The organism is Pseudomonas sp. PDM21, assembly GCF_014852505.2.
Classification (GTDB): Bacteria; Pseudomonadota; Gammaproteobacteria; order Pseudomonadales; family Pseudomonadaceae; genus Pseudomonas.
Genome location: NZ_CM181223.1, coordinates 5,207,717 through 5,234,714, shown reverse-complemented (window position 1 = coordinate 5,234,714; position 26,998 = coordinate 5,207,717). Strand labels below are relative to the sequence as shown.

General features: G+C 63.9%; 23 protein-coding genes and 2 pseudogenes. 14 read left to right on the top strand and 11 right to left on the bottom strand.

Translation table 11 applies throughout. The features are described 5' to 3' along the window. Positions 1-31: 31 nt before the first annotated feature. Positions 32-1,087 carry a c-type cytochrome gene (locus IB275_RS24190; RefSeq protein ID WP_192291659.1) on the bottom strand — a complete coding sequence of 352 codons (1,056 nt, stop codon included), beginning with the start codon at positions 1,085-1,087 and terminating at the stop codon, positions 32-34. Positions 1,088-1,096: 9 nt separating this feature from the next. Beyond that, positions 1,097-1,687 carry a c-type cytochrome gene (locus IB275_RS24185; RefSeq protein WP_192291657.1) on the bottom strand — a complete coding sequence of 197 codons (591 nt, stop codon included), beginning with the start codon at positions 1,685-1,687 and terminating at the stop codon, positions 1,097-1,099. A 431-nt stretch (positions 1,688-2,118) separates the two neighbouring features. Between IB275_RS24185 and IB275_RS24180 the strand changes: the two genes are divergently transcribed. Next, on the top strand, positions 2,119-2,523 hold the full coding sequence (locus IB275_RS24180) for a glycine zipper domain-containing protein (RefSeq protein ID WP_192291655.1): 405 nt from the start codon (positions 2,119-2,121) through the stop codon (positions 2,521-2,523). A gap of 29 nt (positions 2,524-2,552) precedes the next feature. On the opposite strand, the gene aspT is transcribed toward IB275_RS24180, so the two are convergent. After that, positions 2,553-4,241 carry an aspartate-alanine antiporter gene (aspT, locus tag IB275_RS24175; protein ID WP_192291653.1) on the bottom strand — a complete coding sequence of 563 codons (1,689 nt, stop codon included), beginning with the start codon at positions 4,239-4,241 and terminating at the stop codon, positions 2,553-2,555. A gap of 212 nt (positions 4,242-4,453) precedes the next feature. Here aspT and IB275_RS24170 point away from each other — a divergent pair, with 212 nt between their 5' ends. The 5 genes from IB275_RS24170 to IB275_RS24150 all read left to right on the top strand — a co-directional run bounded on the left by IB275_RS24170 (position 4,454) and on the right by IB275_RS24150 (position 9,960). After that, on the top strand, positions 4,454-5,050 hold the full coding sequence (locus IB275_RS24170; protein ID WP_192291651.1) for a paraquat-inducible protein A: 597 nt from the start codon (positions 4,454-4,456) through the stop codon (positions 5,048-5,050). After that, complete coding sequence (locus tag IB275_RS24165) at positions 5,047-5,682, top strand: paraquat-inducible protein A (protein ID WP_192291649.1); 636 nt, start codon at positions 5,047-5,049, stop codon at positions 5,680-5,682. The genes IB275_RS24170 and IB275_RS24165 overlap by 4 nt, the downstream gene beginning before the upstream one ends. Then, positions 5,663-7,303, top strand: coding sequence for a PqiB family protein (locus IB275_RS24160; protein WP_192291647.1), 1,641 nt, complete (start codon positions 5,663-5,665; stop codon positions 7,301-7,303). Before IB275_RS24165 ends, IB275_RS24160 begins: the two co-directional genes overlap by 20 nt. A 29-nt stretch (positions 7,304-7,332) precedes the next feature. Further along, the gene (locus IB275_RS24155) at positions 7,333-7,866 is read left to right on the top strand and encodes a PqiC family protein (protein ID WP_192291645.1); all 534 of its coding nucleotides are present in this window, start codon (positions 7,333-7,335) and stop codon (positions 7,864-7,866) included. Positions 7,867-7,986: 120 nt separating this feature from the next. Continuing rightward, positions 7,987-9,960, top strand: coding sequence for a BCCT family transporter (locus tag IB275_RS24150; protein WP_192291643.1), 1,974 nt, complete (start codon positions 7,987-7,989; stop codon positions 9,958-9,960). A gap of 98 nt (positions 9,961-10,058) precedes the next feature. Here IB275_RS24150 and IB275_RS24145 read toward each other — a convergent pair whose 3' ends face one another. Beyond that, on the bottom strand, positions 10,059-10,670 hold the full coding sequence (locus tag IB275_RS24145) for a hypothetical protein (RefSeq protein WP_192291641.1): 612 nt from the start codon (positions 10,668-10,670) through the stop codon (positions 10,059-10,061). A gap of 344 nt (positions 10,671-11,014) precedes the next feature. Here IB275_RS24145 and IB275_RS24140 point away from each other — a divergent pair, with 344 nt between their 5' ends. From IB275_RS24140 to IB275_RS24125, 4 genes and pseudogenes are all read left to right on the top strand, one after another. Then, positions 11,015-12,910, top strand: a complete 1,896-nt coding sequence (locus IB275_RS24140) for a DUF1302 domain-containing protein (protein WP_192291639.1) — start codon at positions 11,015-11,017, stop codon at positions 12,908-12,910. A 16-nt stretch (positions 12,911-12,926) separates the two neighbouring features. Next, positions 12,927-14,297 (top strand): DUF1329 domain-containing protein, encoded by a 1,371-nt coding sequence (locus tag IB275_RS24135; protein ID WP_192291637.1) that lies wholly within the window; start codon positions 12,927-12,929, stop codon positions 14,295-14,297. A 105-nt stretch (positions 14,298-14,402) separates the two neighbouring features. After that, a pseudogene (locus IB275_RS24130) lies at positions 14,403-16,619 on the top strand (winged helix-turn-helix domain-containing protein); the annotation flags it as partial. Positions 16,620-16,778: 159 nt separating this feature from the next. Beyond that, positions 16,779-16,967, top strand: a pseudogene (locus IB275_RS24125) (response regulator transcription factor); the annotation flags it as partial. A gap of 12 nt (positions 16,968-16,979) precedes the next feature. Here the strand turns inward: IB275_RS24125 and IB275_RS24120 are convergent. Continuing rightward, on the bottom strand, positions 16,980-18,023 hold the full coding sequence (locus IB275_RS24120) for an AraC family transcriptional regulator (RefSeq protein WP_192291633.1): 1,044 nt from the start codon (positions 18,021-18,023) through the stop codon (positions 16,980-16,982). 128 nt (positions 18,024-18,151) lie between these two features. Here IB275_RS24120 and IB275_RS24115 point away from each other — a divergent pair, with 128 nt between their 5' ends. Continuing rightward, complete coding sequence (locus IB275_RS24115) at positions 18,152-19,735, top strand: GMC family oxidoreductase (RefSeq protein ID WP_192291631.1); 1,584 nt, start codon at positions 18,152-18,154, stop codon at positions 19,733-19,735. A gap of 136 nt (positions 19,736-19,871) precedes the next feature. Here IB275_RS24115 and IB275_RS24110 read toward each other — a convergent pair whose 3' ends face one another. Beyond that, entirely contained in the window at positions 19,872-20,519 is a 648-nt protein-coding gene (locus IB275_RS24110; RefSeq protein ID WP_192294849.1) for a TetR/AcrR family transcriptional regulator, read from the bottom strand. A gap of 341 nt (positions 20,520-20,860) precedes the next feature. Here IB275_RS24110 and IB275_RS24105 point away from each other — a divergent pair, with 341 nt between their 5' ends. The 3 genes from IB275_RS24105 (at position 20,861) to IB275_RS24095 (ending at position 23,366) form a co-directional block, all read left to right on the top strand. Continuing rightward, positions 20,861-21,955 carry a TauD/TfdA family dioxygenase gene (locus tag IB275_RS24105; RefSeq protein ID WP_192294848.1) on the top strand — a complete coding sequence of 365 codons (1,095 nt, stop codon included), beginning with the start codon at positions 20,861-20,863 and terminating at the stop codon, positions 21,953-21,955. Next, positions 21,948-22,718 carry a class II aldolase/adducin family protein gene (locus tag IB275_RS24100; protein WP_192294847.1) on the top strand — a complete coding sequence of 257 codons (771 nt, stop codon included), beginning with the start codon at positions 21,948-21,950 and terminating at the stop codon, positions 22,716-22,718. The genes IB275_RS24105 and IB275_RS24100 overlap by 8 nt, the downstream gene beginning before the upstream one ends. Before the next feature lie 63 nt (positions 22,719-22,781). Continuing rightward, positions 22,782-23,366: an HD domain-containing protein gene (locus IB275_RS24095; protein ID WP_192294846.1), complete on the top strand. Its 585-nt coding sequence runs from the start codon at positions 22,782-22,784 to the stop codon at positions 23,364-23,366. Positions 23,367-23,478: 112 nt separating this feature from the next. Here the strand turns inward: IB275_RS24095 and IB275_RS24090 are convergent, their stop codons facing one another. The 5 genes from IB275_RS24090 to IB275_RS24070 are packed head-to-tail and all read right to left on the bottom strand — an operon-like array spanning position 23,479 to position 26,895. Continuing rightward, positions 23,479-24,024 carry an arsinothricin resistance N-acetyltransferase ArsN1 family B gene (locus IB275_RS24090; protein WP_192291627.1) on the bottom strand — a complete coding sequence of 182 codons (546 nt, stop codon included), beginning with the start codon at positions 24,022-24,024 and terminating at the stop codon, positions 23,479-23,481. A gap of 7 nt (positions 24,025-24,031) precedes the next feature. Further along, complete coding sequence (gene arsH / locus IB275_RS24085; protein ID WP_192291625.1) at positions 24,032-24,733, bottom strand: arsenical resistance protein ArsH; 702 nt, start codon at positions 24,731-24,733, stop codon at positions 24,032-24,034. Between the two features lie 12 nt (positions 24,734-24,745). After that, positions 24,746-25,216 (bottom strand): arsenate reductase ArsC, encoded by a 471-nt coding sequence (locus tag IB275_RS24080; protein WP_192291623.1) that lies wholly within the window; start codon positions 25,214-25,216, stop codon positions 24,746-24,748. Positions 25,217-25,243: 27 nt separating this feature from the next. Beyond that, positions 25,244-26,527 carry an arsenic transporter gene (locus tag IB275_RS24075; protein ID WP_192291621.1) on the bottom strand — a complete coding sequence of 428 codons (1,284 nt, stop codon included), beginning with the start codon at positions 26,525-26,527 and terminating at the stop codon, positions 25,244-25,246. A gap of 20 nt (positions 26,528-26,547) precedes the next feature. Then, positions 26,548-26,895: a metalloregulator ArsR/SmtB family transcription factor gene (locus IB275_RS24070; RefSeq protein WP_192291619.1), complete on the bottom strand. Its 348-nt coding sequence runs from the start codon at positions 26,893-26,895 to the stop codon at positions 26,548-26,550. Between the last annotated feature and the right edge of the window lie 103 nt (positions 26,896-26,998).

The window sequence follows — 26,998 nt, the reverse complement described above, 5'->3', positions numbered from 1 at the left end:
AAATTCGCATGGGTGGCGCGGCCTGCGTGGTTCAGTGACCGACGCCTGCTGGGTAGGCCTTGCTGCCCAGCAGCACGCCGTCGACGGATTGGCCGTAGTAGCCCTGGTCGGAGCCGTGAAAGCGTTTGGCTGTGCTGGCGACATTGCCGTCGAAGCGCGGGTCTTGCGGTCGCTCCCGGCTGTTCAGGTAGGCCGCAACGTCCCAGGCCTGCTGGACGTTCAGTTGCACCGCCTTGCCCAGCGGCATGTTCTCGTAGATGAAGGTGGCCGCTGTGTTGACGCGGTGCATGCCGGCGCCCCAGTTGTACGAGTCGGCTCCCCACAACGCCGGGATCACCGGCACGTCGGCCATCTTGCGTCCTTCGCCTTGCGCGCCGTGGCAGACGGCGCAATATTGCGTGTAAACCTCTTCACCACGCTGCGGCGAATACGCCTGGGGCGGCTCGGGCAGGGCGGCGAAGGCGCGCCCAGGCATCCGTTCGCGGCCTTCCATCTTCACCTTGCCGGTCAGCGGTCCCGGCAGCTTGAAGGATTCGTCGCGACCACCGCGCTGCAAAGCTTCATCGCTGAGTTCGGGCACCGGCTTGTCCTGCATGCCGTACATGTCCAGCAGGCCGCCCATGAGCAGCCAGTAGGAGTAGGCGGAGATGGCCACCAGCTCGGGTGAGCCCAGCTCGGGGGCCTTGCCATTCATGGAGTAGTTGAAGCAGCCCTGCACGCGTTCGGCGAAGTTGTTCACCCGGTTGTCTTTCTTGCGGAACGCCGGGTAGGCCAGGTAGGCCGCCCACAGGGGGGCGGCATAGGCCTTGGTGCCCGCATCCAGGTGGCAATTGGTGCAGTTGAGCTGGTTGCCGACGTAGCGCCCCTTGAGCTGTTGGGTGTTGACGATCAGCTGATAGCCGCGGCGGATCTTGTCGCCGAAGGCACCGTCCGGGATTCGTGAAAGATCGCGTGGTGTGAAGTAGTGGGCGTCCCTGGCCTTGGGCTGCGCACTGATTTCTTCCATGGCGGTGGTCACTGCATCGGCGGCATGTGCCGGCAGCGCGATGCATCCCGCCAGCGACAGGTAGAGCAAGGGCCTGTTCATGAGCGCTCCTCAGCGAATCGCTGCCAGATAGCTGGCCAGCGCAGTGATGTCCTTGTCGTTCAGACGCTTGGCGATGGCCGCCATCATGCCGTCGGGATCGCCGCTGCGTTCGCCCTTGCGCCAGGCGTTCAGCTGGGCTTCAAGGTAACTCGCCTGCTGCCCGGCCAGCCTCGGGAAGGGGCCGCCGCCGATGGCCGAGGGGCCGTGACAGCTGAAGCAGGCCGGGATGTCGCGAGCCATGTCGCCCTCGTAATAGAGCTTCTCGGCCGGGGAGGCCGCCAGATTCTGCCCCCGCACCTGCAGCGCTGGGGCCTTGCCCTGGGCGGCAAAATAGGCAGCGGCAGGCTGCAGCAGATCGGCCGAGGCGTAGGCTTCGGCCATCGGCCCCATCAGCGCATTGCTGCGACGTCTTGAATTGAAGTTCGCGATCTGCGCGGAGATGTAGCTGGCCGACAGCCCGGCCAGCACCGGGCCTTGCGCGGTGCCCTCGCCATGCATGCCATGGCAGACGCCACAGGCTTGGACGGCATCCGGGATTTCGTCGGCGACGGCCGCTCCGGCAATACATGAAATCAGTACGACAGAAGGCCATCTGAGCATCGAGTTTCCCGCCTCTACATGCTGCGACTGCGCTGAGTGTAGACGGCGTGATCCAGCGTGGAAGGAGTCCGGTCCTGCGCGAGGACGGACCTTGCTCCGTGGGCGCTGATGCAATAGACCTCAGGGCGCCGGGGTTCAGATGCGCGGCTGCTCGGGTCGGTTGGTCAGGGCCAGTCTTTCAGAAACATCGAGACGGTCGACTGCGTGGCCCGCAAATTGGCAAAAGGCAAGAGTGGGTGCGTCCGGGGTGAGGCGCATGCGAGCCACTGAACGGCCCAGCGCAGATCCCCGTGGAGGGTTCGCCGAAGCGACGGGCGGGGGCAGGGTGGACCAATCCATTGACTCAGGTCCATGAACCGCGAAGGTCGATTTGTTCGTAGGTTTCGCATCCTGCAGACTGGTCGACTTGTATACAGTTTCTGGAGTCGATGATGCGGAAGTCCCTCTCAGCACTTGCTTTCACCATCCTGGCGTCACAAGGCGTCATGGCCGGCGAGAACACCACCACGGCTGTTGGTGGAGGTATCGGAGGCGCCTTGGGCAGCGTAGTGGGTAATGCAGTCGGCGGCAGCACTGGCGCTGCGATTGGCGCCGGAGTCGGCGGTGCGGCGGGCGGTGCGATGTCGGCGAAGGATGGGAAGAAGACCGAGGCAGCACTGGGTGGCGGCCTGGGGGCGGCGGGTGGCCAGGTCATCGGGAGCAAGGTGGGCGGGTCCACGGGCGGCCTGGTGGGTGCAGGGCTAGGCGGCGCGGCAGGCAGCGCCATCGGCAACAATCTGGCCGACGACAAGCACGACCACCACGACAATCACCACAAGCACAAGCATCATCACTGACGCGCTCGCGGGTTCCGGCCGGCGACCATTCAGGGCGCAGTGAAGGCCACGATGATGGGGCCGCAGACTGCCAGCAACACGTTCGAAATGGCGTAGCAGACGGTGAAGCCGATGACCGGGGTGTTGCTGCCGGACTGCTCGATGATCTTGTTCATCGATGCAGCTTCCGTCTGGGCGCCGGCCAGGGCGCCGAACAGGATCATCGGGTGCAGCCCGAGCACATAGCGGCCGAAGTAGAGCGTTACCAAGGGCGGGACGATCGTGACTATCGCGCCTGCGATCAGCAGGGCGGCGCCCTGTTCCTGGATGGCGGTGATCGCGGCAGGCCCGGCCAGTAAGCCGACAACGGCGCCGAACGCCGTCAGACCGAACTCGGAGAAGGCCCATTGAGCGGCCGGAGGCAGCGCACCGAGTTCGGGGTGCCGTGAGTTGAACCAGCCGATCAGCAGGCCCGCCAGCAGCACGCCGCCGCCAATTCCCAGTTCTATCGGAATCATGCCGATATGCGTTGAGAGCATGCCGGCCAGGGAGCCGATCACCATCCCCAGAGCGTGGATGGCGATGTCGCTCTTGTAGTTGCTCGTGCGGATGCGGCCAATCTGCTCTGCCAGCGCTTCCACGCTGGCGGTACGGCCGACCAGGGTAATCACATCGCCCCGGTGCAGGACGGTTTCGGGAAGCAGCGGCAGGTCCAGTCCCTGGCGGGTAATGGTGCGGATGTAGCAGCCCATGCGCTCGGAGCCGATCAGCAGGGTCTTGATCTGGTGAATGGTCTTGCCGGCCAGCCTGCGGGAGGTCAGCACGATGTCGGCATCACGGGTGGGAAAGGACATGCTTTCCGGATTGTCTATTTCCGGGCCGATCCACTGGTTCAGCTGCGGCACGGCCTCGCGCAATGCGTAGACGGCGAGTATGTCGCCGGCGCTGAGCGTCAGCTCCGGTGTGCGCTCCAGTATCCGCCCATCTCGAATGACCCGTTCGATGCTCAGCGATGCATGCAGCGCTTCGATGTCCTCGATGCGCTGGCCAATGGCGGCAGGCACGCTCAGGCAGTGGGCCCGCACGACGATACGGGTATAGGGGATGCTGATGGCGTTTTCTTCCCGCTCGATACCCAGTTGAAGTTCCAGTTCCCTGGCCGAGTCCTTCAGGTCGACCCGCAGCAGTCCGGGGGCGATGGTCCCGACGAAGACGACCAGTCCGATGGTGCCGAATACATAGGTAATGGCGTAGGCGACCGCCATGTGGCTGTTGAGTTGGGATTTTGCGGCTTCATCGATGGCCAGTTGGGCAATCGCGCTGCTGGCGGTCCCCATGATCGCGGTATCGGTCAACGCACCAGCCCCCAGCCCTGCGGTAAAGCCCGCGTCGAATCGGAACAGGCTGTTCATGATCAGGATGGTGGCCAGCGCGGTGCCGCACAGTACGACGGACAGCACGACGAGCTTCAGCGTGCCGCGGTTGAGGCTGCCGAAGAACTCCGGCCCGCTCTTGAATCCGACGGCGTAGATGAACAGGGCGAAAAACACCGATTTCAGGACGTGCGGCACCTCCAGGCCGATCTGGCCGATCAGCAAGCCCATCAGCAGGGCGCCGGCAACCGATCCCAGATGAAATTCCCCGATGCGGACTCGACCCAGCAACACGCCCAATGCGATAGCCAGAAAGACCGCTATCTCAGGGTTGGCGCGCAACGCATGCAACATGAAGTCGACCATCGACGAATCTCCCTCTCGTAATGGGCCGCTATCGGAAAGCCTGGGCTGCACTCAGTATGGCTGGCGATGCAGAAACCGTGAGGCAGCTCGCCAGGCATTCAGCCCGGCCATCTTTACGGGTTCCCCGGCGATTATTCGACTAGTCTTCCCCCGACCTAAGCGTGGCGCGAATCGGGGGCAGTAGCGCGCACACGGAAATATCGAGAGTTCGTATGTCGACCTCCGTAGATCTGATCATTTGCGAATACTGCGATGCGGTGTACCGGCGCGAGCCGCTCCAGCGCCATCAGCGCGCCCTGTGCGAGCGCTGTGGCGGAGTGCTTCACCGACACAACGCGCTGACTGTTCAGCAGCGGCTGGCCCTGGCGATTACCGGTGCGATCCTGCTGGCCTTCGCCCACAGCTACCCGGTGATGACCATCAGCATGCAGGGGCTGAGCAACTCCGCGACGCTGTGGGATTCGGTGATGATCCTCAGCAGCGGCAGCATCACTCTCATCGCGCTGGTCGTGGCGCTGGCAATCATCCTCGCCCCGTTATTGCAGATAGCACTGCTGATCTGGGTGCTGGCGTACGCCCAGGCCGGGCGCCGGGCGCCGGCTTTCGCCTTCAGCATGCGCTGGCTGGAGGCATTGCGCCCCTGGAGCATGCTGGAAGTCTGCCTGCTGGGGACCATGGTCGCGGTGATCAAGCTGGCAGGCCTGCTCGATGTTATTCCCGGTATCGGCCTGCTGGCCATGGCGGCCCTCAGCGTGCTGATCCTCTACATCGCGGGCAAGGACATCCGCGAACTCTGGGAGCGGGTATGAGCCGGCCACCCCTGGCGCCAGAGCTCAACCTGTGCCTTTGCCATGGTTGCGGGCTGGCCTGCGATGTCCGCGAGCACGGCCACCGCTGCGGGCGCTGCGGGGCGCCGCTGCATGTTCGAAAGGGCGACGCTGTCACGCGTGGCTGGGCGTTTCTCATGGCCGCGCTGATCTTCTACATACCCGCCAACCTGCTGCCCGTCATGCATACCGAAATGCTCGGCCAGGGCATCGACAGCACCATCGGCGGCGGCGTGCTGGAGTTCTGGGAAAGCGGTGCGTGGGACATCGCGCTGATCATCTTCATCGCCAGTATCGGTGTGCCGGCAATCAAGTTCCTGGCCATGGGAATGCTCCTGCTGACCGTGCAGCGGCGCAGCAACTGGGCGCAACGCCAGCGTTCCCAGCTGTACCGCTTCGTCGAACTGATCGGCTACTGGTCGATGCTCGATGTGCTGGTCGTCGCGCTGGTGGCGGCCCTGGTGCAGATGCGTGAGCTGGGCACCATCGAGCCGCGAGCCGGGATTCTTTTCTTCGGCCTGGTGGTTGTATTCACCATGCTTTCCGCCATGAGTTTCGATCCACGGCTTATCTGGGACGACGGAGAACCCAACGATGGAGCAGGACACCCCTAGGCCTGGCATTCCAGGACCGGCACCCGTGCGAACGCGGCGCTGGAATGTGTCGATGGTCTGGATCGTGCCGATCGTGGCGCTGCTGGTTGGCGCATCGCTGATCGTGCGCAACTGGATGGAGCAGGGCCCGAGCATCGAGATTTCCTTCAGGACCGGCGAAGGCCTGGTGGCGCACAAGACGCAGGTCAAGTACCGCAGCGTGGTCATCGGCGAGGTCGAGGCGGTCGAACTGGCCAAGGACAAGAACAGCGTCAATGCCACGGTGAAGCTCAACAAGGAGGCCGAATCCTTCGCCACTCAGGGCGCCAAGTTCTGGGTCGTTCGCCCGCGTATCGGCGCCGGTGGCGTCACGGGCGTGGATACCCTGCTGTCGGGCAACTTCATCGGCGCCGATGCCGGAGAGTCTAGCGCGCCGCAGAAGCGCTTCACCGGGCTGGAGGCTCCTCCGCCGATCACCTATGGGGAGAAGGGCAAGAGCTTCTTGCTGCGCGCAGACGACCTGGGCTCGCTGGATATCGGTTCGCCGATCTACTACCGCAAGATCCCGGTGGGGCAGGTGACCTCCTATGCCTTGCGCAGCGACGGCAAGGGCGTGGACCTGGGCATCTTCGTCGAGGCGCCGAACGATGCCTTCGTCACCCAGAACAGCCGCTTCTGGAACGCCAGCGGCGTGGACGTCGATGTCGGCGCCAACGGCCTGAAGGTGAATACCGAATCGCTCTCGGCACTGCTGGTGGGCGGGCTGGCGTTCGGCACGCCCGAAGGCAGTGCCGATGCCGCCGCTGCCAACGACAACCAGGCCTTCGACCTGTATGCCGACCGTGAAGGCGCCCTGGCGCCGCCGTCGGGTATCGCGCAGTACCTGCGCCTGCGCTTCGATCAGTCCATGCGCGGCCTCAGCGTCGGTGCGCCGGTCGAGTTCATGGGCGTCGAGTTCGGCAAGGTCACGGGCATCCAGCTGGACTATGACGAGAAGCGGCAAAGCTTCCCGGTGCTGGTCGATGCGGTGATCTATCCGCAGAGACTGGGGCCAGTGCACCAGAAGATGCTCCAGGCGTTCAACAGTACCAAGGGTGATGAGGCTGGTGTCAGTCGCGTGATCAGCAGCTTCGTCGAGCACGGTATGCGCGCCCAGGCGCGCAGCGGCAATCTGCTCACCGGCCAGCTGTACATTTCCCTGGACTTCTATCCCGATGCCAAGCCCGTGGCGTTCGATGCCAGCGCCCGGCCGCTGCTGATCCCCACCGTACCCAGCAGCCTGGAGAAACTCCAGGAGCAGTTGCAGGCCGTGGTGGAGCGCATCCGCAAGCTGCCGCTGGAGCGCATCGCCAACAATCTCGACGGCAACCTGCGCGAACTGCAGAGCGGCCTCAAGCAGTTCAATACCCAGACATTGCCGGGAGTGGCCAGCACCCTGGCCGAGGTGCGCTCGACCCTGGCTACGGCCAACTCGGCACTGGGTGAGAATTCGCCGCAGCGGGAGAAGCTCAGCGACACACTGAACGAGCTGGATCGCATGTCACGTTCGCTGCGCGATCTCTCCGACTACCTCGGACGCCACCCCGAGTCGCTCATTCGCGGCAAGCCCAAGGGTGCGGATGCGGACAACCTGCAGCCATGAGCCAGCACCGTACACAGGAGAGAAAGCCAATGCCGAAGTCATCCTTGCTGCTATTGGCAGGACTGTTCCCGCTGCTCTGGGGCTGCAGCAGCGCGCCCGTGCACTATCACACGCTGGTGCCGGCCCAGCCCGGCAGTCCCGCCAGCGCCCAGGTGCGCGTCGAGCGCGTCATCCTGCCACCGCAGGTGGATCGCTCGCAGATGGTGATCCGCCAGGGCGGCAGTGGCCTGGTCATCCTCGAGACCGAATGGTGGGGCGCCAACCTGGTGGACGAGTTCGGCAATGCCCTGCAGGACCTGCTCGGGGCGCCGGGGCCCGGCGCATCGCTGTTGCGGGTGGAGGTCCAGCGCTTCGACTCGGTGCCGGGGCAGTACTCACTGCTGGTCGCTCAATGGCGCCTGCAGAAGCGCGGTAGCGACAAGTCACTGACGTGCCGCAGCAGCCAGCAGACCCGCGCGGACAACAGCGTGGACAGCCTGGTCACCGCACATCAGAGCAATCTGCGCAAGCTGGCGGAGCAGGTGGCGCGGGCCAATACAGGGGGCGCGAGCGCCTGCCCCTGAGTTCTAGCGGGGGAGGGCAGCGCGGCCCGTCGAGAATCTTCGATGCCGAAAGAGGTTACCCTTGGCAGCGCTTGCGCAGATTCTGGGCGCAGGTTGACGCGTTACAGGAGATAACACTTGATGGAGACTTCGTCCCGACCCCGCAGCACCCTCAACCCACCGGTTTTCTATACCAGCGCCGCGCTGATCTTCCTGCTCGTGCTGTACGCCGTGGTTTTCCAGGCCCAGGCCCAGGCGCAGTTCGACAGCGTGCAGCGGTGGATCTTCGGCAATGCCAGCTGGTTCTACATCCTCGCTGTCGCGCTGATCCTGATCAGCGTGGTGTTCCTCGCCATCAGCCGCTACGGTGACATCAAGCTCGGCCCCGATCACAGCGAGCCGGAGTACCGCAGCAGCAGCTGGTTCGCCATGCTGTTTTCCGCCGGCATGGGCATCGGCCTGATGTTCTTCGGCGTCGCCGAGCCGATCATGCACTTCACCAGCCCGCCGGTGGGCGAGGCGGGCACCGTCGCTGCCGCCCGCGAGGCAATGAAGATAACCTTCTTCCACTGGGGCCTTCACGCTTGGGCGATCTACGCCATCGTCGGCCTGATCCTGGCGTATTTCAGCTTCCGCAAGGGCCTGCCGCTGACCCTGCGTTCGGCGCTCTACCCGCTGATCGGCGAGCGCATCTATGGCCCCATCGGCCACGCAGTGGATGTATTCGCCATCATCGGTACCGTATTCGGCGTCGCCACTTCCCTGGGCTACGGCGTACTGCAGATCAACAGTGGTTTCCACCACCTGTTCGGCCTGCCGGTGAATCCCACGGTGCAGATCATCCTCATCACGGTGACCTGCGGCCTGGCCACGCTTTCGGTCGCCAGCGGCCTGGACAAGGGAATCCGCATCCTTTCCGAGCTGAACCTGGCGCTGGCCGTGATCCTCATGCTCTTCGTGCTGCTGCTCGGTCCGACCGTCTTCCTGCTGCAGACCTATGTGCAGAACACCGGCGCCTACCTGTCGGACATCGTCAACAAGACCTTCAATCTCTATGCCTATCAACCGACTGACTGGATCGGAGGCTGGACGCTGCTCTACTGGGGCTGGTGGCTGTCCTGGTCGCCCTTCGTGGGGCTGTTCATCGCGCGCATCTCGCGCGGCAGGACGATCCGCGAGTTCGTTTGCGGCGTGCTCTTCGTGCCGGCCGGGTTCACCCTGCTGTGGATGACGGTGTTCGGTGATTCGGCCATCCACATGATCCTCAACGAGGGGGTGCGCGACCTGGCGACAATCGTCGACCAGGACAGCTCGCTGGCGTTGTTCGCCTTCCTGGAGCACTTCCCGCTGTCGAGTGTGGTGTCCATGGTAGCGGTGCTGATGGTGGTGGTGTTCTTCGTGACATCCGCCGATTCCGGCGCACTGGTGGTGGATATGCTGGCCTCTTCCGGGCATGCCCATTCGCCACTGTGGCAACGTATCTTCTGGTCGGTGAGCATCGGTGTGGTCGCCGTGGCGCTGCTGCTGGCTAACGGGCTCAAGGCACTGCAGACGGCGACCATCGCCAGTGCGCTGCCGTTCTCGATCATCCTGCTGGCGTCGATCTGGGGCTTGTTCCGCGCCCTGCACCTGGACGCCACGCGGCGCGGCTTGCGCAACCAGGCGTTGCCCGCACCGCGCCATGCCCCCCATCACGAAGGCGGTTGGCAGCGTCGTCTGCGCAGCATTGCCATGAAGCCACGCCGCGCCCACGTCACCCGCTTCATCAGCGAGGTGGTCCGCCCGGCCTGCGAGGAGGTGGCAGCAGAGCTGCGCAAGCAGGGTCAGGAGGTCTCGGTGGTGGAGCTGGACGATGGCCGTGTCAGCCTCGACCTCTCGCCTTCGGGTGAAGCGCACTTCCGCTATGAGGTTCGCCCGCGGGCCTTTACCAGCCCGAGCTTCATGGTGCTCGACGACAGCGATGTCGGTGAAGCCCGCAAGTACTTCCGCGCCGAGGTCCATCTGCGCGAGGGCGGCCAGGATTACGACATCATGGGCTGGAGCCGTGACGACGTGATTGCCGATATCCTGGATCAGTACGAGCGGCATCTGCACTACCTGCATGTAGTGCGCTGAAGTCCCGCGATGCAGACCACTGGCCTCTCCGTACGCCAGCCTTGCGGGCGCGGGCGGCGATGCCTGCCGGGTAGCTTGCACGCTGGCGCGGGAGATCGTCAGTCACGTGCGGGGAACGCTTTCCCGTCCAGATAGGGCGCTGCCAGCTCCAGTGCGCCGCGCCCACCCCGGCGAAGGCAGGCCAGCAGCGAAAGCCAGGGGATGTCGGTCATCACCACGGCATCCGCGGTCAGAGTCTGCACCTCGCCAGCGGTGCCGCCTGCGGGGCCGCCGTCAGGCATGTAGACCAGCAGCCAGTCTTCCCGGCTTTCCAGGCACAGGCCGAACCTGTAGCCACTTTCCTGGATGACCATCACGACTCGCGCTCCCTCGATGTTCTCCATGCCGGTGAAGCGGGCTGTCGCGTCCTTGAGCAGCTGGTAGCCCGGCAGATTGCCGAGTAGCCGGTCTTCCAGCGCCCGTAGCGCGCTGGATGCCGCGGCGGTCCTGGCCAGCAGGCCTGCCAGGAAGCAGAAGAGCAGCAGCACGAAGATGGCCGCCACGGTGACGGAGGTGGCACCCGCGACAGAGAAGCCCTCGAAGATCGGCAGCACCTTCTGCAGAGGGCCGCTGAGCAGGTGGATGGCCTTCTCGATGAGGATGAACAGCAGTACCAGTGGAAGAATGAAGAGCAGTCCGCCGGCAATGGTGGTCTTGATGAATCTGAACATGCGCAGTCTCCTTGGCTTTGCGGCCCGACTCCATGGGATCGCCCCGGGCCCCTTGTGTCGCAAGAGCTTAGACGCGCGGTGAGGAAGCACCCGGAGGATCTGCCCGCCAGTCAGTCGAAGCAAAGAGCATTTCACGACAGGGCATATGTCAGGCGAAGGCTTGGGCGAGGGGCTCTGCCGCTCTATTCCTGGTGGCCAGATTCGGCAATTGCTGTCGCCAGCGGGCAATGCGATGGGCTGCACTCATACCTAAGTATGAGTTTCTGAATCCCTACTTCGTCGCTTACGTCGCTGTCTCGTACTGATTAGTTTTCCCGGGCCAACACCAACCACGGGAAAGCCGCATGACAACAACAAAAGCGCGCGCCGGATTCGCCCCTAACGCCCTGGCGCTTGCCGTCGCGCTGGGCTGTGCCGCACAGGCCCAGGCCGTCACGTTCAATATCGGTGAAGTCGAGGGAACCTTCGACTCGTCTCTGTCCGTGGGGGCCAGCTGGGCACTGCGCGGCGGCGATCCGGACCTGATCGGCGTCAACAACGGCGGCAAGGGCCTGTCGCAGACCACCGATGACGGGCACCTGAACTTCAAGAAGGGCAAGACCTTCTCGAAGATCTTCAAGGGCATCCACGACCTCGAGCTGAAGTACGAAGACACCGGCGTGTTCCTGCGCGGCAAGTACTGGTACGACTTCGAGCTCAAGGATGAAAGCCGGCCGTTCAAGGACATCGACGACAGCGGTCGCAAGGAGGGCGCGAAGTCCGCCGGCGCGCAGATGCTCGATGCCTTCGTCTACCACAACTACACCATTGCCGATCAGCCGGGCTCGGTCCGCCTGGGCAAGCAGGTGGTGAGCTGGGGGGAGAGCACCTTCATCCTCAACAGTATCAACTCGATCAACCCGATCGACGTTGCCGCCTTCCGCCGCCCCGGCGCCGAGATCAAGGAAGGCCTGATCCCGGTGAACATGTTCTACGTGTCGCAGAGCCTGACCGACAGCCTCTCGGCAGAAGCCTTCTACCAGTTGGAGTGGGACCAGACGGTCGTCGACAACTGCGGCACCTTCTTCTCCCAGGCGGACGTGGTGGCCGACGGCTGCAGCAACAACCTGCGCCTGCTGACCAACAACCTCGCCGCCGGCAATGCCATCAACGCCGCGCTGCCTGGAACCACCATGGACATCGACCAGAACGGTGAAGGCACCCTGGTGCGCCGCAGTGGCGACCGCGATGCCCGTGACGGCGGCCAGTGGGGCCTGGCGCTGCGCTACATGTTCGACCCGTTGAACACCGAGTTCGGCGCGTACTTCATGAACTACCACAGCCGTGCGCCGTTCCTCAGCGTGACCGCACCTTCGCAAAGCCTCTACAACGTGGCTGGCCGCACCGGTGCAGCGGCCCCCCTGGTGGTGGCGGGGAACTCCAGTTACTTCATGGAGTATCCGGAAGACATTCACCTGTACGGCCTGAGCTTCTCGACCACGCTGCCCACCGGCACGGCCTGGAGCGGCGAAGTCAGCTACCGTCCCAACGCCCCGGTGCAGCTCAACACCACCGACCTGCTGTTCTCCGGCGTCGGCCCGCTCGCGGCGATCAACCCGGTGGCCTATGCGGCCTACGGTAATGCCTCGGTGCTCCAGGCCACACCGGGTGGCGACCTGCACGGCTACCGCCGCAAGGAAATCACCCAGTTCCAGACCACCCTGACGCACTTCTTCGATCAGGTCATGGGCGCCGAGCGCCTGACCCTGGTGGGCGAGGTGGGTGTGGTGCATGTCGGTGGGCTCGACTCGACCAGCGAGGCGCGTTACGGCCGCGACCCGGTCTACGGGCCGGGACCGCTGCCCGCTACCGGCTCGGTCAACACCTGCCGCGCGCTCAACCAGACCACCATCGCTGGTGCGGTGGGCAACAACGACTTCACCAACCTGACCACCAACTGCACCGATGACGGCTACGTCACCGCCACCTCCTGGGGTTACCGCGCCCGCGCGATCTGGGACTACAACAGCGTCTTCGCCGGAGTGAACCTGCGGCCGAACATCAGCTGGTCGCACGACGTCCACGGCTACGGTCCCAACGGCCTGTTCAACGAGGGCAGCAAGGCCGTCAGCTTCGGCCTCGATGCGGACTACGCCAACACCTACACCACCAGCCTTTCCTACACCGACTTCTTTGGCGGCGACTACAACACGTCGGTCGACAGGGACTTCGTCGCGCTCAGTTTCGGCGTGAACTTCTAACCCAGGGGACCCTGCCATGCAGACTCAGAAAACACTGTTGAAATCCGGCGTTCTGGCCCTCTCGCTACTGGCCAGCAGCGTGATGGCTGCCGCCCCGGCGGCCGAAGTGGCGCAGCTGGGTGGAACCCTGACGCCCATGGGCGCCGAGAAGGCCGGCAACGCCGACGGCAGCATTCCGGCCTGGACCGGCGGCCTGCCGGTGAATGCCGGGGCGGTCGACGGCAAAGGCTTCCTGGCCGACCCGTTCGCCAGCGAGAAGCCGCTGTTCGTCATCACGGCGGCCAACGCCGAGCAGTACAAGGGCAAGCTTACCGAAGGCCAGATGGCGATGTTCAAGCGCTATCCGGACAGCTACAGGATCCCGGTATACCCGACGCACCGCACCGCGGCGCTGCCCGATGACATCTATGCCGCGATCCGGACCAGTGCCCAGCACACCGCGCTGGTCGGGGGCGGTAACGGTCTGCAGAACTTCGACAGCCACTACTACGCCTTCCCGATCCCGAAGACCGGCGTTGAGCTGGTGTGGAACCACGAAACACGTTACCGCGGCGGTAACATCCATCGCTACATCACCCGCGTGCAGCCGCAGGTGGATGGCTCCTTCTCGATGGTGCACTTCGAGGATGAAGTGTCCTATCCCGCCAACCTGCCGGATTTCGACAAGGCCAAGGGCGACAACATCCTCTTCTACTTCATCCAGCGGGTGACCGCGCCGGCGCGTCTGGCGGGCAACGTGCTGCTGGTGCACGAGACCATCGATCAGGTGAAGGAACCGCGTCAGGCGTGGCTCTACAACGCCGGTCAGCGCCGCGTTCGGCGTGCTCCGCAAGTTGCCTACGACGGCCCGGCAACCGCTGCCGACGGCCTGGCTACCTCCGACAACTACGACATGTACAACGGCTCGCCCGATCGCTACGACTGGAAGCTGGTCGGCAAGAAGGAGCTGTACATCCCCTACAACAGCTACAAGCTCGACTCGCCGTCGCTCAAGTACGACGACATCATCAAGCCGGGGCACATCAACCAGGACCTGACCCGCTACGAGCTGCACCGGGTCTGGGAAGTGGTGGGTACGCTGAAGGACGGTGAGCGGCACATCTACGCCAAGCGCCACATGTTCTTCGACGAGGACACCTGGCAGCTGGCCGAGGTCGACCACTACGACGGTCGTGGCCAGCTTTGGCGTGTCGGCGAGGGCCACGCGCAGCAGTATTACAACCAGAAAGTGCCGGGCTACACCGCCGAGACTCTCTACGATGTCATCTCCGGCCGCTACTCGGTCATGGGCCTGAAGAACGAAGAGAAGCAGAGCATCGTGTTCGGCGCCAAGGCGCTTGCCGCGGACTACACCCCGGCAGCATTGCGCCAGACGGGCGTTCGCTGACGTCATCAGTTCACCGAGCAACTCCGTGTTGGGCGGCCGAACAGCCGCCCTTTTTTATGCCTGATCGTCGGCAAGCCCAATACAGCCTCAAGGGCAAGCCGTACCATGGCGGACTTTGTATCAGCGAGTAACGCCATGCCCACGGCGAACATCTATTCAGACCCGTGCCGCGTTCCCTCGTTGCCTACCGGCTTTCTGCCGCGCCCCCGACTCAGCAAGACCTTGCTCGCTGCGCGCTGCCGGCTGCGGCTGATCTGCGCTCCGGCGGGAAGCGGCAAGAGCGTGCTGCTGCGCGAGTGCGCCCTGGCCCGTCCCGAACAGACCCAGGTGCTGTGGCTCGACCTGAAAGGCCTGGTGCTGGATGACGTGGCCTTGCTGCGCCTGCTCGCTTCGGCGCTGGAGCTCGTCGACAGCGATCCCATCTCGGTGCTCAACTGCCTGGCGCAGCGCGAAGGTGCGCTCTGGATCATGCTCGATGACCTGCCGCGAGCGGCAGACGAGCGCATCGACCGTCTCCTCGAGCTCCTGCTGCGGGCGTCGGCGCCGACGGTGTCCTGGTGGATCGCCAGTCGTCGCAGGCCTGCCTGCAAGCTGGAGCGCCTGTTGCTCGACGGCGAACTGCTGGAGATCGGCGCAGAAGACCTGGCCATGACGGCCACCGAATTGAGCGAGCTGTTGGGCAGCCTGTATGGCGAGGTGCCGGTTACCAGCGTGCAGACCCTGATGATGCAGACCGATGGCTGGTTCGCCGGCATCCGTCTGCGCCTGCATGGTCGAGACCCCGGGCAGTTGCCGGAAGCGATGCAGGGCAACGCACTGGTGAGGCGCTACCTGGAGCAGGAAGTGCTGGCGGAGCTTTCGGCGGAGTTGCGGGATGCGTTGTGCAAGCTGTCTTGCCTACAGGACTTCGACGATTCCTTGTGCGATCACGTACTGGGCGCAGGCGAAGGCAAGCAGCTGCTTCAGCAACTGCTCGACGCGGGTGTGTTCATCGAGACGCTCGATGCGGACCTGGGATTGCATCGTGTTCGTCCGGCGGTGGGTAGCATTCTGGCGACGGAAGTTGCCCAGGGCCTGAAGCGTGCCTTGTACCGCCACGCCTGCCAGTGGTCCGCCGGGCGCGAGCAGGTTCGCCAGGCAATCGATTACGCGCTGCTCGCGGAGCAGCCCGAGATTGCCGCCAGCCTGTTGCAGCACTTCACCCGCGACCGACTGCTGCACGGCAGCCAGATGGCCCGAGTGCTCCGATGGCGCAACCTGCTGCCTGGCGAGCTGATCTCCAGTACGCCGCGCCTGCTGATCCTGAACTCCTGGGCGCTGCTCATCAGCGGCCGCCTCGACGAGGCGGAAGTCTGCGCGGCGCAATTGCAACGTTTCCTGCCGCAGCCGACGGCACAGCGTCAGCGCGAGCTGCTCGCGCAGTGCCAGGCGCTGTCCGGCAAGCTCGAATACCACCGGGGCAAGGCCGACGCACGGCATATGCGCGAGGCGCTGGATCATCTGCCGGAGTCCGCCTGGGCGCAGCATGTGATCGTGCTCACCGCGCTGATCGAAGTGGAAATCGTCGACGGGCGAATGGAGACGGCCGAGCAGTTTCACCGCGATGCCATCAAGATGGCGCGCCGCCATGGGAGCCGCATGCTCGAAGCAGTATTGCTGCTGCAGCAGGTGCAGTTGCTGGAAATGCGCGGCGAACTCGCTCAGGCGCTGCACCTGACCGAGCAGTTGCACCGGGAGTTGTGCGTTGAAGGCAAGGGCGAGGCCAACCCCCTGCGCGGCCGGACACGACTGCGCCTGGGTGCCTTGCTGGCGCGGCGCGGCGACTACGCCGTTGCCCGCGGGCATTATGAAGCCGGGTTGCAGGAATGCCTGGACTGCGAAGACCCGGCTGCCTCCTGGGGCTACATCGGCCTGGCCGAACTCGATGCGATGCACAAGTCGCTCGGCCAGGCTCACCAGCGTCTGGCCGATGCGGAGCGCCTGCTGCAATTCCGCAACATCACTGAGCCGCTGTACCAGAACCTGCTGCTGCTCGGCTACGCCCGCCTGTGGATTCAGGAAGGCCATGCCGGCCGCGCTCGTGCCGCGCTGGAAGAGGGGCTTCGGCAGTACAGCGGCGCTGAAGGCAACAGACCTCCGTACGGCAATCCCGAACTGGTCCAGCATCTGCAGGTAGCGCTGCTGCATGCACGACAGGCGATGGGTGAAGAGGTCAGCGATGCCTTCGAGGGCATGCTCAAGACGGCCCTGCGGCAGGAGCGTCGCAGTCTTGCCATAGAGTTGTGGTTCGGCATGGCCGAAGCACTCTATGCCAAGGGTCAGCAGGGCGGCGCGCAGCGGGCGTTGCTCGATGCGATGGCACTGTCCCGGCAGACTGGCATGCTCAGCGCCGAGTACCACTGCAGCCTGCGCAATCCCGGCCTGATTCGCTGGGGCAAGGACTCGCTCAGGCCGAAGGACCAGCAGGCCGCAGCGGTGTTGCTCAGCCCGCGCGAGCTCTCGGTGCTGAAGATGATTGCCCAAGGGTTGTCCAACCAGGACATCGCCGAGCAGCTGTTCATTTCACTGCACACCGTCAAGAGCCATGCGCAGAAGATCAACTTGAAACTGGGAGTGGCCCGGCGCACACAGGCCATTGTCCGGGCCAAGGAACTGGGGCTGGTGCGGTAGCCTCCAACTGCGCTAGCGGTAGGGCGGATCTTCAGGGTCAATTGCGGCGCTGCCGTCGAGCAATTGTCGCCGGATCGCGCGCGGCGTGTCATCGAACCAGCGGCGACAGGCTCGGTTGAACACGCTCTGTTCGCTGTAGCCCAACAAGCCCGCGACCTGGGACATCGGCATGTGGCGCTCGGCAAGGTAGCGTTGCGCGCAGGAACGTCGAGCCTGTTCGAGCACCTGCTCGAATCCCGTTCCCAGCTCCGCCAGGCGACGTTGCAGCACCCGCTCATGCAGACCGAGTTGCTCGGCGATCAGGCCGATTCGGCAGCGCTGGGTGGGCAGCGTCCGCAGGATCAGGTTCTCCACCTGACGTACCAGGCCGGCGGCGGCCTGGGCATCGAAGGGCCGCAGGTAGTCCAGCATCACCCGGTGCAGCTGCGGGTCCTGTTGTTCGATGCGCATGCCCAGTTGCTCATTGCTCAGGACCAGGGCATTGCAATCCTGGTTGAAGTAGGCCGCGGTCTTGAAGTAGCGCTTGTAGCGCGCGGGGGGCAGTGCGCCGGAGCCGCTGAGCAGCAGGGAGCGGGCGCTGAACTGGCTGCCGCACAGGAGTTTCAGGGTGTTGTGGCCAACCCCCAGTGCCAGCTCCTGCATCTGCCTCAGGCGCGTGGGGCCGGGCAGGCGAATCTCGATCAGCAGCCGCGGCGCCTGGCGATCACTGCGGTCGAGCTGCACATCGATGCCGGGACTGTGATAGCCGATGAACCGCGAGATTTCCTCCAGCGCCTGGCCTACCGTGGCCGAATTCCGCGCGATCAGCGCCACCGGCCCGAGCACCTGGAGGTCCTGGTACTCGGCCATTCGCAGGCCCAGGTCGGGGCAGTCCAGTTCGTTGGCGGCACATTCGAGCACGCCCACCAGGGCGCGCAGCGGTACCCGTGCCTCGTCGTCTTCGAGTGCGGCGGGGGCGATCTGGAAGCGGCGCAGCAAGTGCTCGCAATCCCCGCCCAACTGAGCGATCAGTTGCGGAAAGCCGATGAACGAGGTCGTGCGGATGAGGGCGGTCACAGTCGTCTAAAGTCAAAAACTAGTCGTTGAAAGTCAATTAATGTGCGCCTCGGCGGCGAAGAATTCCAGCGGTCTGCGCCGAGAACTGCTGCTCGGTGCGTATCGCCCGCAAACCGAGAAGAACAAGTATGGAATTCGACTACATCATCGTGGGTGCCGGCTCGGCCGGCTGCGTACTGGCCAATCGTCTGAGTGCCGACCCCTCGGTACGGGTGTGCCTGCTGGAGGCCGGTTCGGAAGATACTTCGCCGCTGATCCACACGCCGATCGGCGTCGCCGCCATCCTGCCGACCCGCCACGTCAACTGGGCCTTGCAGACGGTCCCGCAACCCGGCCTGGGCGGCCGCATTGGCTACCAGCCGCGCGGCAAGACCCTCGGCGGCAGCAGCTCGATCAACGGCATGATCTACATTCGCGGGCATCGTAGCGACTACGACGACTGGCAGGACCTGGGCAACACGGGTTGGGGCTATGACGACGTGCTGCCGTACTTCCGCAAGAGCGAAGGCCATCACCTGGGCGGCTGTGACTACCACGGTGGCGATGGCGAGTTGTATGTCGGCCGGGTGCAGCCGCATGCGGTTACCAATGCCTTCCTCGACGCAGCCCAGTTGGCCGGGCACTCGCGCAACGCCGACTTCAACGGTGCCGAGCAGGAAGGGGTAGGGCACTACGACGTGACCATCCGCGAGGGCCGGCGCTGGAGCACCGCTTCGGCCTTCCTCAAGCCCATCCGCGAGCTGCGCGGCAACCTCACGGTGATTACCGGAGCCACGGCCCAGCGCATCCTACTGCAAGGCAAGCGCGCCGCGGGCATGCAGGTGTCAGTCAAGGGCGAGCGCCTGGAGCTCAAGGCACGCAAGGAAGTCCTGCTCAGCGCGGGGGCGTTCGGTAGCCCGCAGCTGCTGATGCTGTCGGGTATCGGCGCAGAGGCCGATCTCAAGCCGCACGGTATCGCCCTGCAGCATGAGTTGCCCGGCGTGGGCAAGAACCTCCAGGACCACCCGGACTTCGTCGCATGCTACAAGAGCCATGACACCAGCCTGTTGGGGATCTCCGCCAGGGGCACCTTGCGCATGGGCAAGGCCTTCTTCGATTACACCCGCGAGCGCACCGGCCCCTTCGCCAGCAACTGCGCCGAAAGCGGTGGCTTCCTGAAAACCTCTGGGAACCTGTCGCGCCCGGATATCCAGCTGCACGCGGTGATCGGCCCGATCGACGACCACGGCCGCAAGCTGCACTGGGGACACGGCTTCAGCTGCCATGTCTGCGTGCTGCGGCCGAAAAGTATTGGCAACGTAGGCCTGAACTCGGCCGACCCTTTCGCCGCGCCGCGTATCGACCCCAACTTCCTCGGCCATGACGATGACGTCAGCACGCTGCTCAAGGGCTATCGCATGGTCCAGGACATCGCCGGCCAGGCGCCGCTGGCCAGGTATGGCCTGAAGGACCTGTACGGCCAGAACCTCTCCAGCGACGAGCAACTGATCGAGCTGCTGCGCAAGCGCACCGATACCGTCTACCACCCGGTCGGTACCTGCAAGATGGGCAGCGACGAGATGGCCGTAGTGGACGGGCAACTGCGCGTGCACGGCATCGAAGGCTTGCGCGTCGTCGACGCCTCGATCATGCCCACCCTGGTCGGCGGCAACACCAACGCCCCGTCGATCATGATCGCCGAGCGCGCTGCGGAGTGGATCATCGCAGCGTGAGCGTCATTTGCCGAGCTGGAAGCTTAGGGAGCATGGAGAACGGCAGCCTTGCGCTGGCGTTCTATCGCTTGCCGTTCTGCTGGTTCAGGCAGCTACCGACCCATAGCGGACGCTCAGATATCTGGAATTCACCGACTCAGGCGAGCTCCTGAGTGACATACAGGTAGAACGCTCGCGCCATTTCCCGCTCCGTACTTCGATCAGTCAGAGCAAGAGTTCCGCCGTGGTTGACCAGTGCGTAAACCAGGGTGCCGAGCATCATCTGGAATGCGTAGAGGATGCGTTGCTCTACTAGGGGCGACGGCCCCGCCGGGTGGATTCGGGCCAGACGCGGCATTGTCTGCTCGACGTAGGCCATATTCAGGCGCTTCACCGGATCGTCCCCTTCACGAGCGCGCTGGATGATGGACGCCCGCAGCACGCCTTCGTGCCGATAGGCCCATAGGCGCAGATGGCGAGCAATCTGCTCGATCATCTCGCGCAACTCCCACTGTCGGGCATCAAACTGCGCCATGCGCAACGCCGTGGTATCGCGCAATTCGGCTTGAACCAGAACCTGCAAGGCATTGAAAAACACTTCCTTGCTTTCGAAGCGCGTGTAGAAAGCGCCGGTAGTCACCTCGGCGCGGGCGCAGAGGTCATTGATCGTCAGTTGCTCCAGCGACATCTGGCGAAGCAGGCGGCGCCCGGCTTCCAGCATGGCATGAGTGGTACGCAGGCCGGGGGCGTAGCGGGGCGACTGGTAACCGGCCAGGCCGTCCAGTTCGCTCAAGGCGGCTTTCATGGTCGATGCGACTCTCCTGGATCAATGGCGAGGAGCATACCTGCTCGCCTCCAGGGGACATAGCTTGCCGCCCTTGGAATTCCCAGTTTCCCGTAGCTGCCAGCATTGGTATTCCCAAGCGCTGTGGCGCGCGGCCCGCACCCACTCAATGAGTTCCCCCTTCATCCCGCGACTCCATTCCCTGCGTTGACAATGGCATTTTCTCGTGCCTATCGTAGAAAACATATTACAGATTATCAATTGATCATTTTGCAATCTGATCTGGGCTATGCATCTCGGTACAGGCCTTCGGCTGCCGAGCCACTTGAACGTCATCGAAAAACAAAAAACTGGAGAGAACGATGAATGCACCTGCTCAAGTCGCAGCAACCGCTGCGCGTGATTACACCCAGCCCACTGTCCATCCTGATCTGGGAAGTGAGGTTTGTGTCCACTTGCATCCCGAGGGTGTTCCGCTCTTCATCGAGCCAATCTCGGAGCGACTGAAAACGGACTTCACGGCGTTCAAGGCGTGGTTTGTCGGGCATGAGCAGGCTCTCGAAAAGTTGCTCCACCAATTCGGCGCGCTGCGTCTACGTGGTTTTCCGGTGAACGGCTCCGAAGATTTCGCCCAGATGATGGCCCACTACCCGAGCGCAGACATGGGCTACACCGGTGGAGGTACCCCCCGCGCCGCGCTGGCCGGCAAAGTGTTCGAGGCCACGCGATTCCCGAAGAACATCCGCCTGCCGCTTCACCAGGAGATGAGTTACCTGAAGCACTGGCCGCTGAAAGTTGGTTTCTACTGCCACCAGCCCTCGGAAGTGGGCGGTGCGACGGATATCGGACTGATCTCGCGCCTGGAGTCGCTGCTCGAACCAAGCTTCCTGGAACGCATCCGCCGGCATGGCCTGATCTACAAGCGCAACTTCCGCGACAAATACGTCGAGAGCGACGACCAGCTCCATCCGGATCTGGTGAGCCTGCACCGCCCCTGGCAGGAAGCCTTCTTCACCGAAGACCGCACTGAAGCTCAGGCCGCCTGCGAGAAGATGGGACTGGAGTGGCGCTGGCTCGAGGATGGGAGCCTGGAAACCCGCTACCGCAGCAGCGGCTTCGTCAATCATCCGGTACTGGGTACCCAGCACATGTTCAACCAGGCCAACACGATGAACACCATCGACAGCGGCGTGAACAGCATCAACTGGCCGGCCTACACCCAGCGCTACACCAATCGCCCGAAGCCGACCGAGTGCACCTTCGGCGATGACACTCCCATGACGCACGACGAAGTGATGATGTACCGCCAGGCAGGTCATAAAGCCACGGTGATCGTGCCTTGGCAGAAAGGCGAGGTGATGCTGATCGACAATATCCTCGTGCTACACGGCCGCTCTCCCTACGACGGTGAACGCAACATCCAGGTTCAGCTGTTCGGGAGCGGCAGCCATGGCTGAGCTGAAGAGCGTTCCGAAGGACGCGGCGGATCAGGCGGCCCTGGAATGGCAGACGCGCGTAGACCTGGCGGCCGCTTACCGTCTGGTGGAGTTGTTCGGCTGGAGCGACCTGATCGCCACGCACATTTCCGCGCGTGTGCCGGGGACGACCGACGAATTCCTGATCAATCCGTTCGGCATGATGTTCGACGAGATCACCGCGAGCAGCCTGATCAAAATCGATCTGGACGGTAACCAGCTCGGCGAGTCGCCGTACAGCGCCAACAAGGCCGGCTTCACCATTCATAGTGCGGTGCATCAGGCTCGGCACGACGCAGGGTGTGTGATTCACCTGCATACCACCAGCGGCATGGCGGTATCGGCGCTGGAGGAAGGGCTTCTGCCGCTGTTCCAGACAGCCATGTTCCTTACTGGCGATCTGTCGCACCACGACTACGAAGGGCCAGCGCTTCACCTGGAGGAGCGCGAACGTCTGCAGAAGGATCTCGGCAACACGCACCAGATGATCCTGCGCAACCACGGCACTTTGACGCTTGGGGCAACCGTGGCCGAAGCGTTCATCCGTATGCACATGCTTGAGCGGGCATGTGCCGCCCAGGTGTGCGCACTGGGGATGGGGCGACCGATACACAGGGTCTGCGACGAAGCGCGTATCACAACCGAGCAGATGTGCCACACCGGCATGCTGGGGCGCTTTGGCGCCCTGGCCTGGCCAGCACTGCTCCGCAAGCTTGACCGTGAACTGCCCGGCTACGACCAGTGAACCCAGCAGCCCCTTTCCGGCCGGAGAGGGGCTTTTCAATACTAAGAACAAGAGAGCTCTTTTATGCAGCACGAACGCGCGCGTTTCACGCACATGGAAGACGGCACGGCCGATGACTGGGCCATCATCAGCCGAGAGTTTCGCAGTAACTACGGCCCCTACCTGCCAGATCGAATCCTCGCCCACCTGAAACTGCTGGAAGGTGACTGCGGCGGCTTCGCTGTCGACCGCCTGACCCATTCTCTGCAATGCGCCACGCTGGCCTGGGAAGATGGTCGCGACGAGGAATACATCGTCTGCGCCTTGCTGCACGACATCGGCGACACCCTCGGCTCGTACAACCATCCGGATATCGCCACCGCGATACTCCGTCCTTTCGTCAGCGAGGAAAACCTCTGGATGGTGCAGCACCACGGGATATTCCAGAGCTACTTCTTCTTCCACCTGATCGGCAAGGATCGCAACCTGAGGGAGCAGTTCCGGGGTGACCCAAACTTCGAACGCACTGTGGAGTTCTGCGTGAAGTACGATGCACCGGCCTTCGATTCGATGTTCCCGACGAAGCCCTTGGAGTTCTTCGAACCAATGCTTCGCCGGGTGTTCGCGGAACCGAAGCGCTCGATGTATACCCCTGCTAAATCGGCTTGATTCGTGGGGCGGGGCTGAGGCTCCGCTCGACGTTCCCGTATGCCGTGTCCATGTCCGCTATTGGCCGATTGCAGCCTCTAGCGAGAGGCCGCTACCGACCCATAGCGGACGCTCAGCGAGTGATTTCCGGATATCGACGGGGATCGCTGGGCGAGTTGCTTGGCGTACCGAGTTCCACTCGCCAATAGCCCACGTCGTGCCACTCGCCCAGCTTGAATCCGACCTGCGGGAAGGTGCCGATGTGCCGGAATCCCAACCGTTCATGCAGACCGATACTTCCAGCGTTGGGCAGCGCAATGCCGGCATAGGCTGCGTTGAATCCCTGTTCGGCAAGGATGGGAAGCAGCTCGCCATAGAGTCTGCGGCCCACTCCAGCACGACGCTCACCCTCTGCGATGTAGACGGTCACATCCACTGCCCATCGGTATGCAGCACGTGCCCTGTGCTGGCTTGCATAGGCGTAGCCAACCAGGCGCCCATCACGCATCGCGACGAGGTACGGGTAGTTCTGCAGCGTCGTGACGATGCGCTGCCGCATCTCCTCGATGGTCGGCGGTACTTCCTCGAAGGAGATTGCCGTGCCAGTCACTATGGGGGCGTAGATGAGCTGGATTGCCGGCGCATCTTCAGGGCGCGCTTGTCTGATTTCGATGGGCATGGCGACCTCAGATCGAGCGCTGATTCACGCGGGTGGAAAGTTGCTCGGCGCTTTCCTTGCGCTCCGAATAACGATCCACCAGGAACTCCTGGCGATCGCGCAGCAGCAGGGTGAACTTCACCAGCTCCTCCATCACGTCCACCACACGGTCATAGTACGCCGAAGGCTTCATGCGCCCCGCGTCGTCGAACTCCAGGTAAGCCTTGGGCACCGAGGACTGGTTGGGGATGGTGAACATGCGCATCCAGCGGCCGAGTACGCGCAGCTGGTTGACCACGTTGAACGACTGCGAACCGCCGCAGACCTGCATCACCGCCAGCGTCTTGCCCTGGGTGGGGCGCACGGCGCCAAGTGCCAGGGGAATCCAGTCGATCTGCGCCTTGAACACCGCAGACAAGGCGCCATGTCGCTCCGGTGAGCACCAGACCTGGCCTTCCGACCACAGCACCAGGTCACGCAGTTCCTGCACCTTGGGATGCTCCACCGGTACGTCGTCAGGTAGCGGCAGACCAGAGGGATTGAAGATGCGCGTCTCGGCGCCGAAGTGCTCCAGCAGGCGCGCGGCTTCCTCCACCAGCAGGCGGCTGAAGGAGCGTTCGCGGGTCGATCCATAGAGCAGCAGGATGCGTGGCTTGTGCTCACTGGTGCGGGTTGCCGCTGGCGGCAGGTCGAACAGCGAAAGGTCGAGGTTGGGCAGTTGCTCGGACATGGTTCCTCCTGCTCAGAGAGCGCCGATGCGATCCAGCTCGCGCTTGAGCTCGTCGCGGCCGAGGGTGGCGAAAGAAAGGGCGAAGAAGGCCCGGCAGCGCAACTCGATGCGGGCCAGCGTGGCGCGGAAGGCGGCGTCGATGGCGGGCTCATCACCCACCACATCGGATGGGTCTTCCAGCCCCCAGTGGGACTTCAGCGCCGGCCCGAAGTACACCGGGCAGGCTTCGCCGGCGGCCTTGTCGCAGACGGTGATGACGATGTCCGGCGGATTGCCTTCGAACGCGTCGTTACCCTTGCTGCTCAGGCCTGCGGTGGAGATACCGGCCTGCTGCAGGGTGGTGAGGCTGCGCGGCAGCACCTGGCCCTTGGGGAAGCTGCCGGAGCTGACCGCCTCGAAGCCTTCCGGCGCCAGGTGGTTGAACAGCGCTTCGGAGAGGATGCTGCGGCAGCTGTTGGCCGTGCACATGAACAGGACTCGCATGGAGGTCTCCTCCGCTTGACGCGGACTTCAGAGGCTCAGGCGCAGCGCCAGGGCCGAAAGGGTGATCAGCAGGACGGGCAGGGTCAGCAGGACGCCGACCTTGAAGTAGTAACCCCAGGTGATGCGCATGCCCTTGCGCTCCAGCACATGCAGCCAGAGCAGCGTGGCGAGGCTACCGATAGGGGTGATCTTCGGGCCGAGGTCGCAGCCGATCACGTTGGCGTAGATCATCGCCTCGCGTACCAGGCCGTCCGCGCCACTGGCCTGGATCGACAGGGCGCCGACCAGCACGCTGGGCATGTTGTTCATCACCGATGACAGCATCGCCGAGAGCAGGCCGGTGCCGATGGCCGCGCTCCACAAACCCTGTTCGGCAAGGCGGTCGAGCAGGTGGGTGAGGAAGTCCGTGAGGCCGGCATTCTTCAGGCCGTACACCACCAGGTACATGCCGAGGGAGAAGATCACCACCTGCCAGGGCGCTTCGCGCAGCACGCGGCGGGTGGAGATGCGGTGCCCGCGAGCGGCGACGGCAAACAGAATGGCCGCACAGGCAGCGGCCACCGCGCTGACCGGAATGCCCAGCGGTTCCAGGGCGAACAGGCCGACCAGCAGCACCAGCAACGTCCACCAGCCGACGATGAAGGTAGCGCGGTCGTGGATCGCCGCCTTCGGCTCCTTCAGTGCATCGAGCGCGTATTGCCTCGGGATGTCGCGACGGAAGAACAGGAACAGCACCAACAGGGTGGCGGCGACACTGGCGAGGTTCACCGGCACCATCACCGAGGCGTACTCGGCGAAGCCCAGGCCGAAGTAATCAGCCGAGACGATGTTCACCAGGTTGGAGACCACCAGCGGCAGGCTCGCTGTGTCGGCGATGAAGCCTGCAGCCATGACGAAGGCCAAGGTTGCGGCCGGCGAGAAGCGCAGGGCGAGCAGCATCGACATGACGATGGGAGTGAGGATCAGTGCCGCACCATCGTTGGCGAATAGCGCCGAGACAGCAGCGCCGAGCAGTATGCAGAAGGCAAACAGCCGGTAGCCGCTGCCATTCGCCCAGCGCGCGACGTGCAACGCGGCCCACTCGAAGAAGCCAGCCTCATCCAGCAGCAGGCTGATGATGATGACGGCGATGAACGTGGCGGTGGCGTTCCAGACAATGGCCCACACGGTCGGGATGTCATGCAGCGAAACCGCGCCGGCGGCCAGGGCAATGATCGCACCCAGTGCGGCACTCCAGCCGACGCCGAGGCCCTTGGGCTGCCAGATGACCAGAACGAGGGTGAAAACGAAGACAGCAACGGCGACCAGCATGGAGGACTCGCTCGAAGGGATCAGCAGCAGGCGGCATCACGGACCGGGCGACCGTCCATGTTCTGCAGGCGGAAGGTGTTGTCGGCCAACCATTGCGCGTTGGCCAGCAGGGTGACCTGCAGCATCTCGTGCACCCAGGCGGGCAGCTCGGGGTTGAGGCGGTAATAGACCCACTGGCCCTGGCGGCGATCCAGCAGCAGCCCGGTGCTGCGCAGTTGCGCTAGGTGACGGCTGATCTTCGGCTGGCTGTCGTCCAACGCGCACATCAGCTCGCAGACGCAGAGTTCGCCCAGACTGGCGATGAGCAGGGTGGCGCGAACACGGGTCTCGTCGGCCAGGCTCTTGAAGACTTCGGGTGGAGTGATCATGGCTTCACCTTACATATGGAAAATCGAATATACGGATTTCCATATGTTTTGGGCAAGCCTCATTGGACTTGAGCGTCCGCTTCTGGCCGATCTCAGACGGCGG

Bases quoted from the DNA above. Each gene is read 5' to 3' on its own strand.
- IB275_RS24190 (WP_192291659.1), bottom strand. From the start codon at position 1,087: ATGAACAGGCCCTTGCTCTACCTGTCGCTGGCGGGATGCATCGCGCTG.
- IB275_RS24185 (WP_192291657.1), bottom strand. From the start codon at position 1,687: ATGCTCAGATGGCCTTCTGTCGTACTGATTTCATGTATTGCCGGAGCG.
- IB275_RS24180 (WP_192291655.1), top strand. From the start codon at position 2,119: ATGCGGAAGTCCCTCTCAGCACTTGCTTTCACCATCCTGGCGTCACAA.
- aspT (WP_192291653.1), bottom strand. From the start codon at position 4,241: ATGGTCGACTTCATGTTGCATGCGTTGCGCGCCAACCCTGAGATAGCG.
- IB275_RS24170 (WP_192291651.1), top strand. From the start codon at position 4,454: ATGTCGACCTCCGTAGATCTGATCATTTGCGAATACTGCGATGCGGTG.
- IB275_RS24165 (WP_192291649.1), top strand. From the start codon at position 5,047: ATGAGCCGGCCACCCCTGGCGCCAGAGCTCAACCTGTGCCTTTGCCAT.
- IB275_RS24160 (WP_192291647.1), top strand. From the start codon at position 5,663: ATGGAGCAGGACACCCCTAGGCCTGGCATTCCAGGACCGGCACCCGTG.
- IB275_RS24155 (WP_192291645.1), top strand. From the start codon at position 7,333: ATGCCGAAGTCATCCTTGCTGCTATTGGCAGGACTGTTCCCGCTGCTC.
- IB275_RS24150 (WP_192291643.1), top strand. From the start codon at position 7,987: ATGGAGACTTCGTCCCGACCCCGCAGCACCCTCAACCCACCGGTTTTC.
- IB275_RS24145 (WP_192291641.1), bottom strand. From the start codon at position 10,670: ATGTTCAGATTCATCAAGACCACCATTGCCGGCGGACTGCTCTTCATT.
- IB275_RS24140 (WP_192291639.1), top strand. From the start codon at position 11,015: ATGACAACAACAAAAGCGCGCGCCGGATTCGCCCCTAACGCCCTGGCG.
- IB275_RS24135 (WP_192291637.1), top strand. From the start codon at position 12,927: ATGCAGACTCAGAAAACACTGTTGAAATCCGGCGTTCTGGCCCTCTCG.
- IB275_RS24115 (WP_192291631.1), top strand. From the start codon at position 18,152: ATGGAATTCGACTACATCATCGTGGGTGCCGGCTCGGCCGGCTGCGTA.
- IB275_RS24110 (WP_192294849.1), bottom strand. From the start codon at position 20,519: ATGAAAGCCGCCTTGAGCGAACTGGACGGCCTGGCCGGTTACCAGTCG.
- IB275_RS24105 (WP_192294848.1), top strand. From the start codon at position 20,861: ATGAATGCACCTGCTCAAGTCGCAGCAACCGCTGCGCGTGATTACACC.
- IB275_RS24100 (WP_192294847.1), top strand. From the start codon at position 21,948: ATGGCTGAGCTGAAGAGCGTTCCGAAGGACGCGGCGGATCAGGCGGCC.
- IB275_RS24095 (WP_192294846.1), top strand. From the start codon at position 22,782: ATGCAGCACGAACGCGCGCGTTTCACGCACATGGAAGACGGCACGGCC.
- IB275_RS24090 (WP_192291627.1), bottom strand. From the start codon at position 24,024: ATGCCCATCGAAATCAGACAAGCGCGCCCTGAAGATGCGCCGGCAATC.
- arsH (WP_192291625.1), bottom strand. From the start codon at position 24,733: ATGTCCGAGCAACTGCCCAACCTCGACCTTTCGCTGTTCGACCTGCCG.
- IB275_RS24080 (WP_192291623.1), bottom strand. From the start codon at position 25,216: ATGCGAGTCCTGTTCATGTGCACGGCCAACAGCTGCCGCAGCATCCTC.
- IB275_RS24075 (WP_192291621.1), bottom strand. From the start codon at position 26,527: ATGCTGGTCGCCGTTGCTGTCTTCGTTTTCACCCTCGTTCTGGTCATC.
- IB275_RS24070 (WP_192291619.1), bottom strand. From the start codon at position 26,895: ATGATCACTCCACCCGAAGTCTTCAAGAGCCTGGCCGACGAGACCCGT.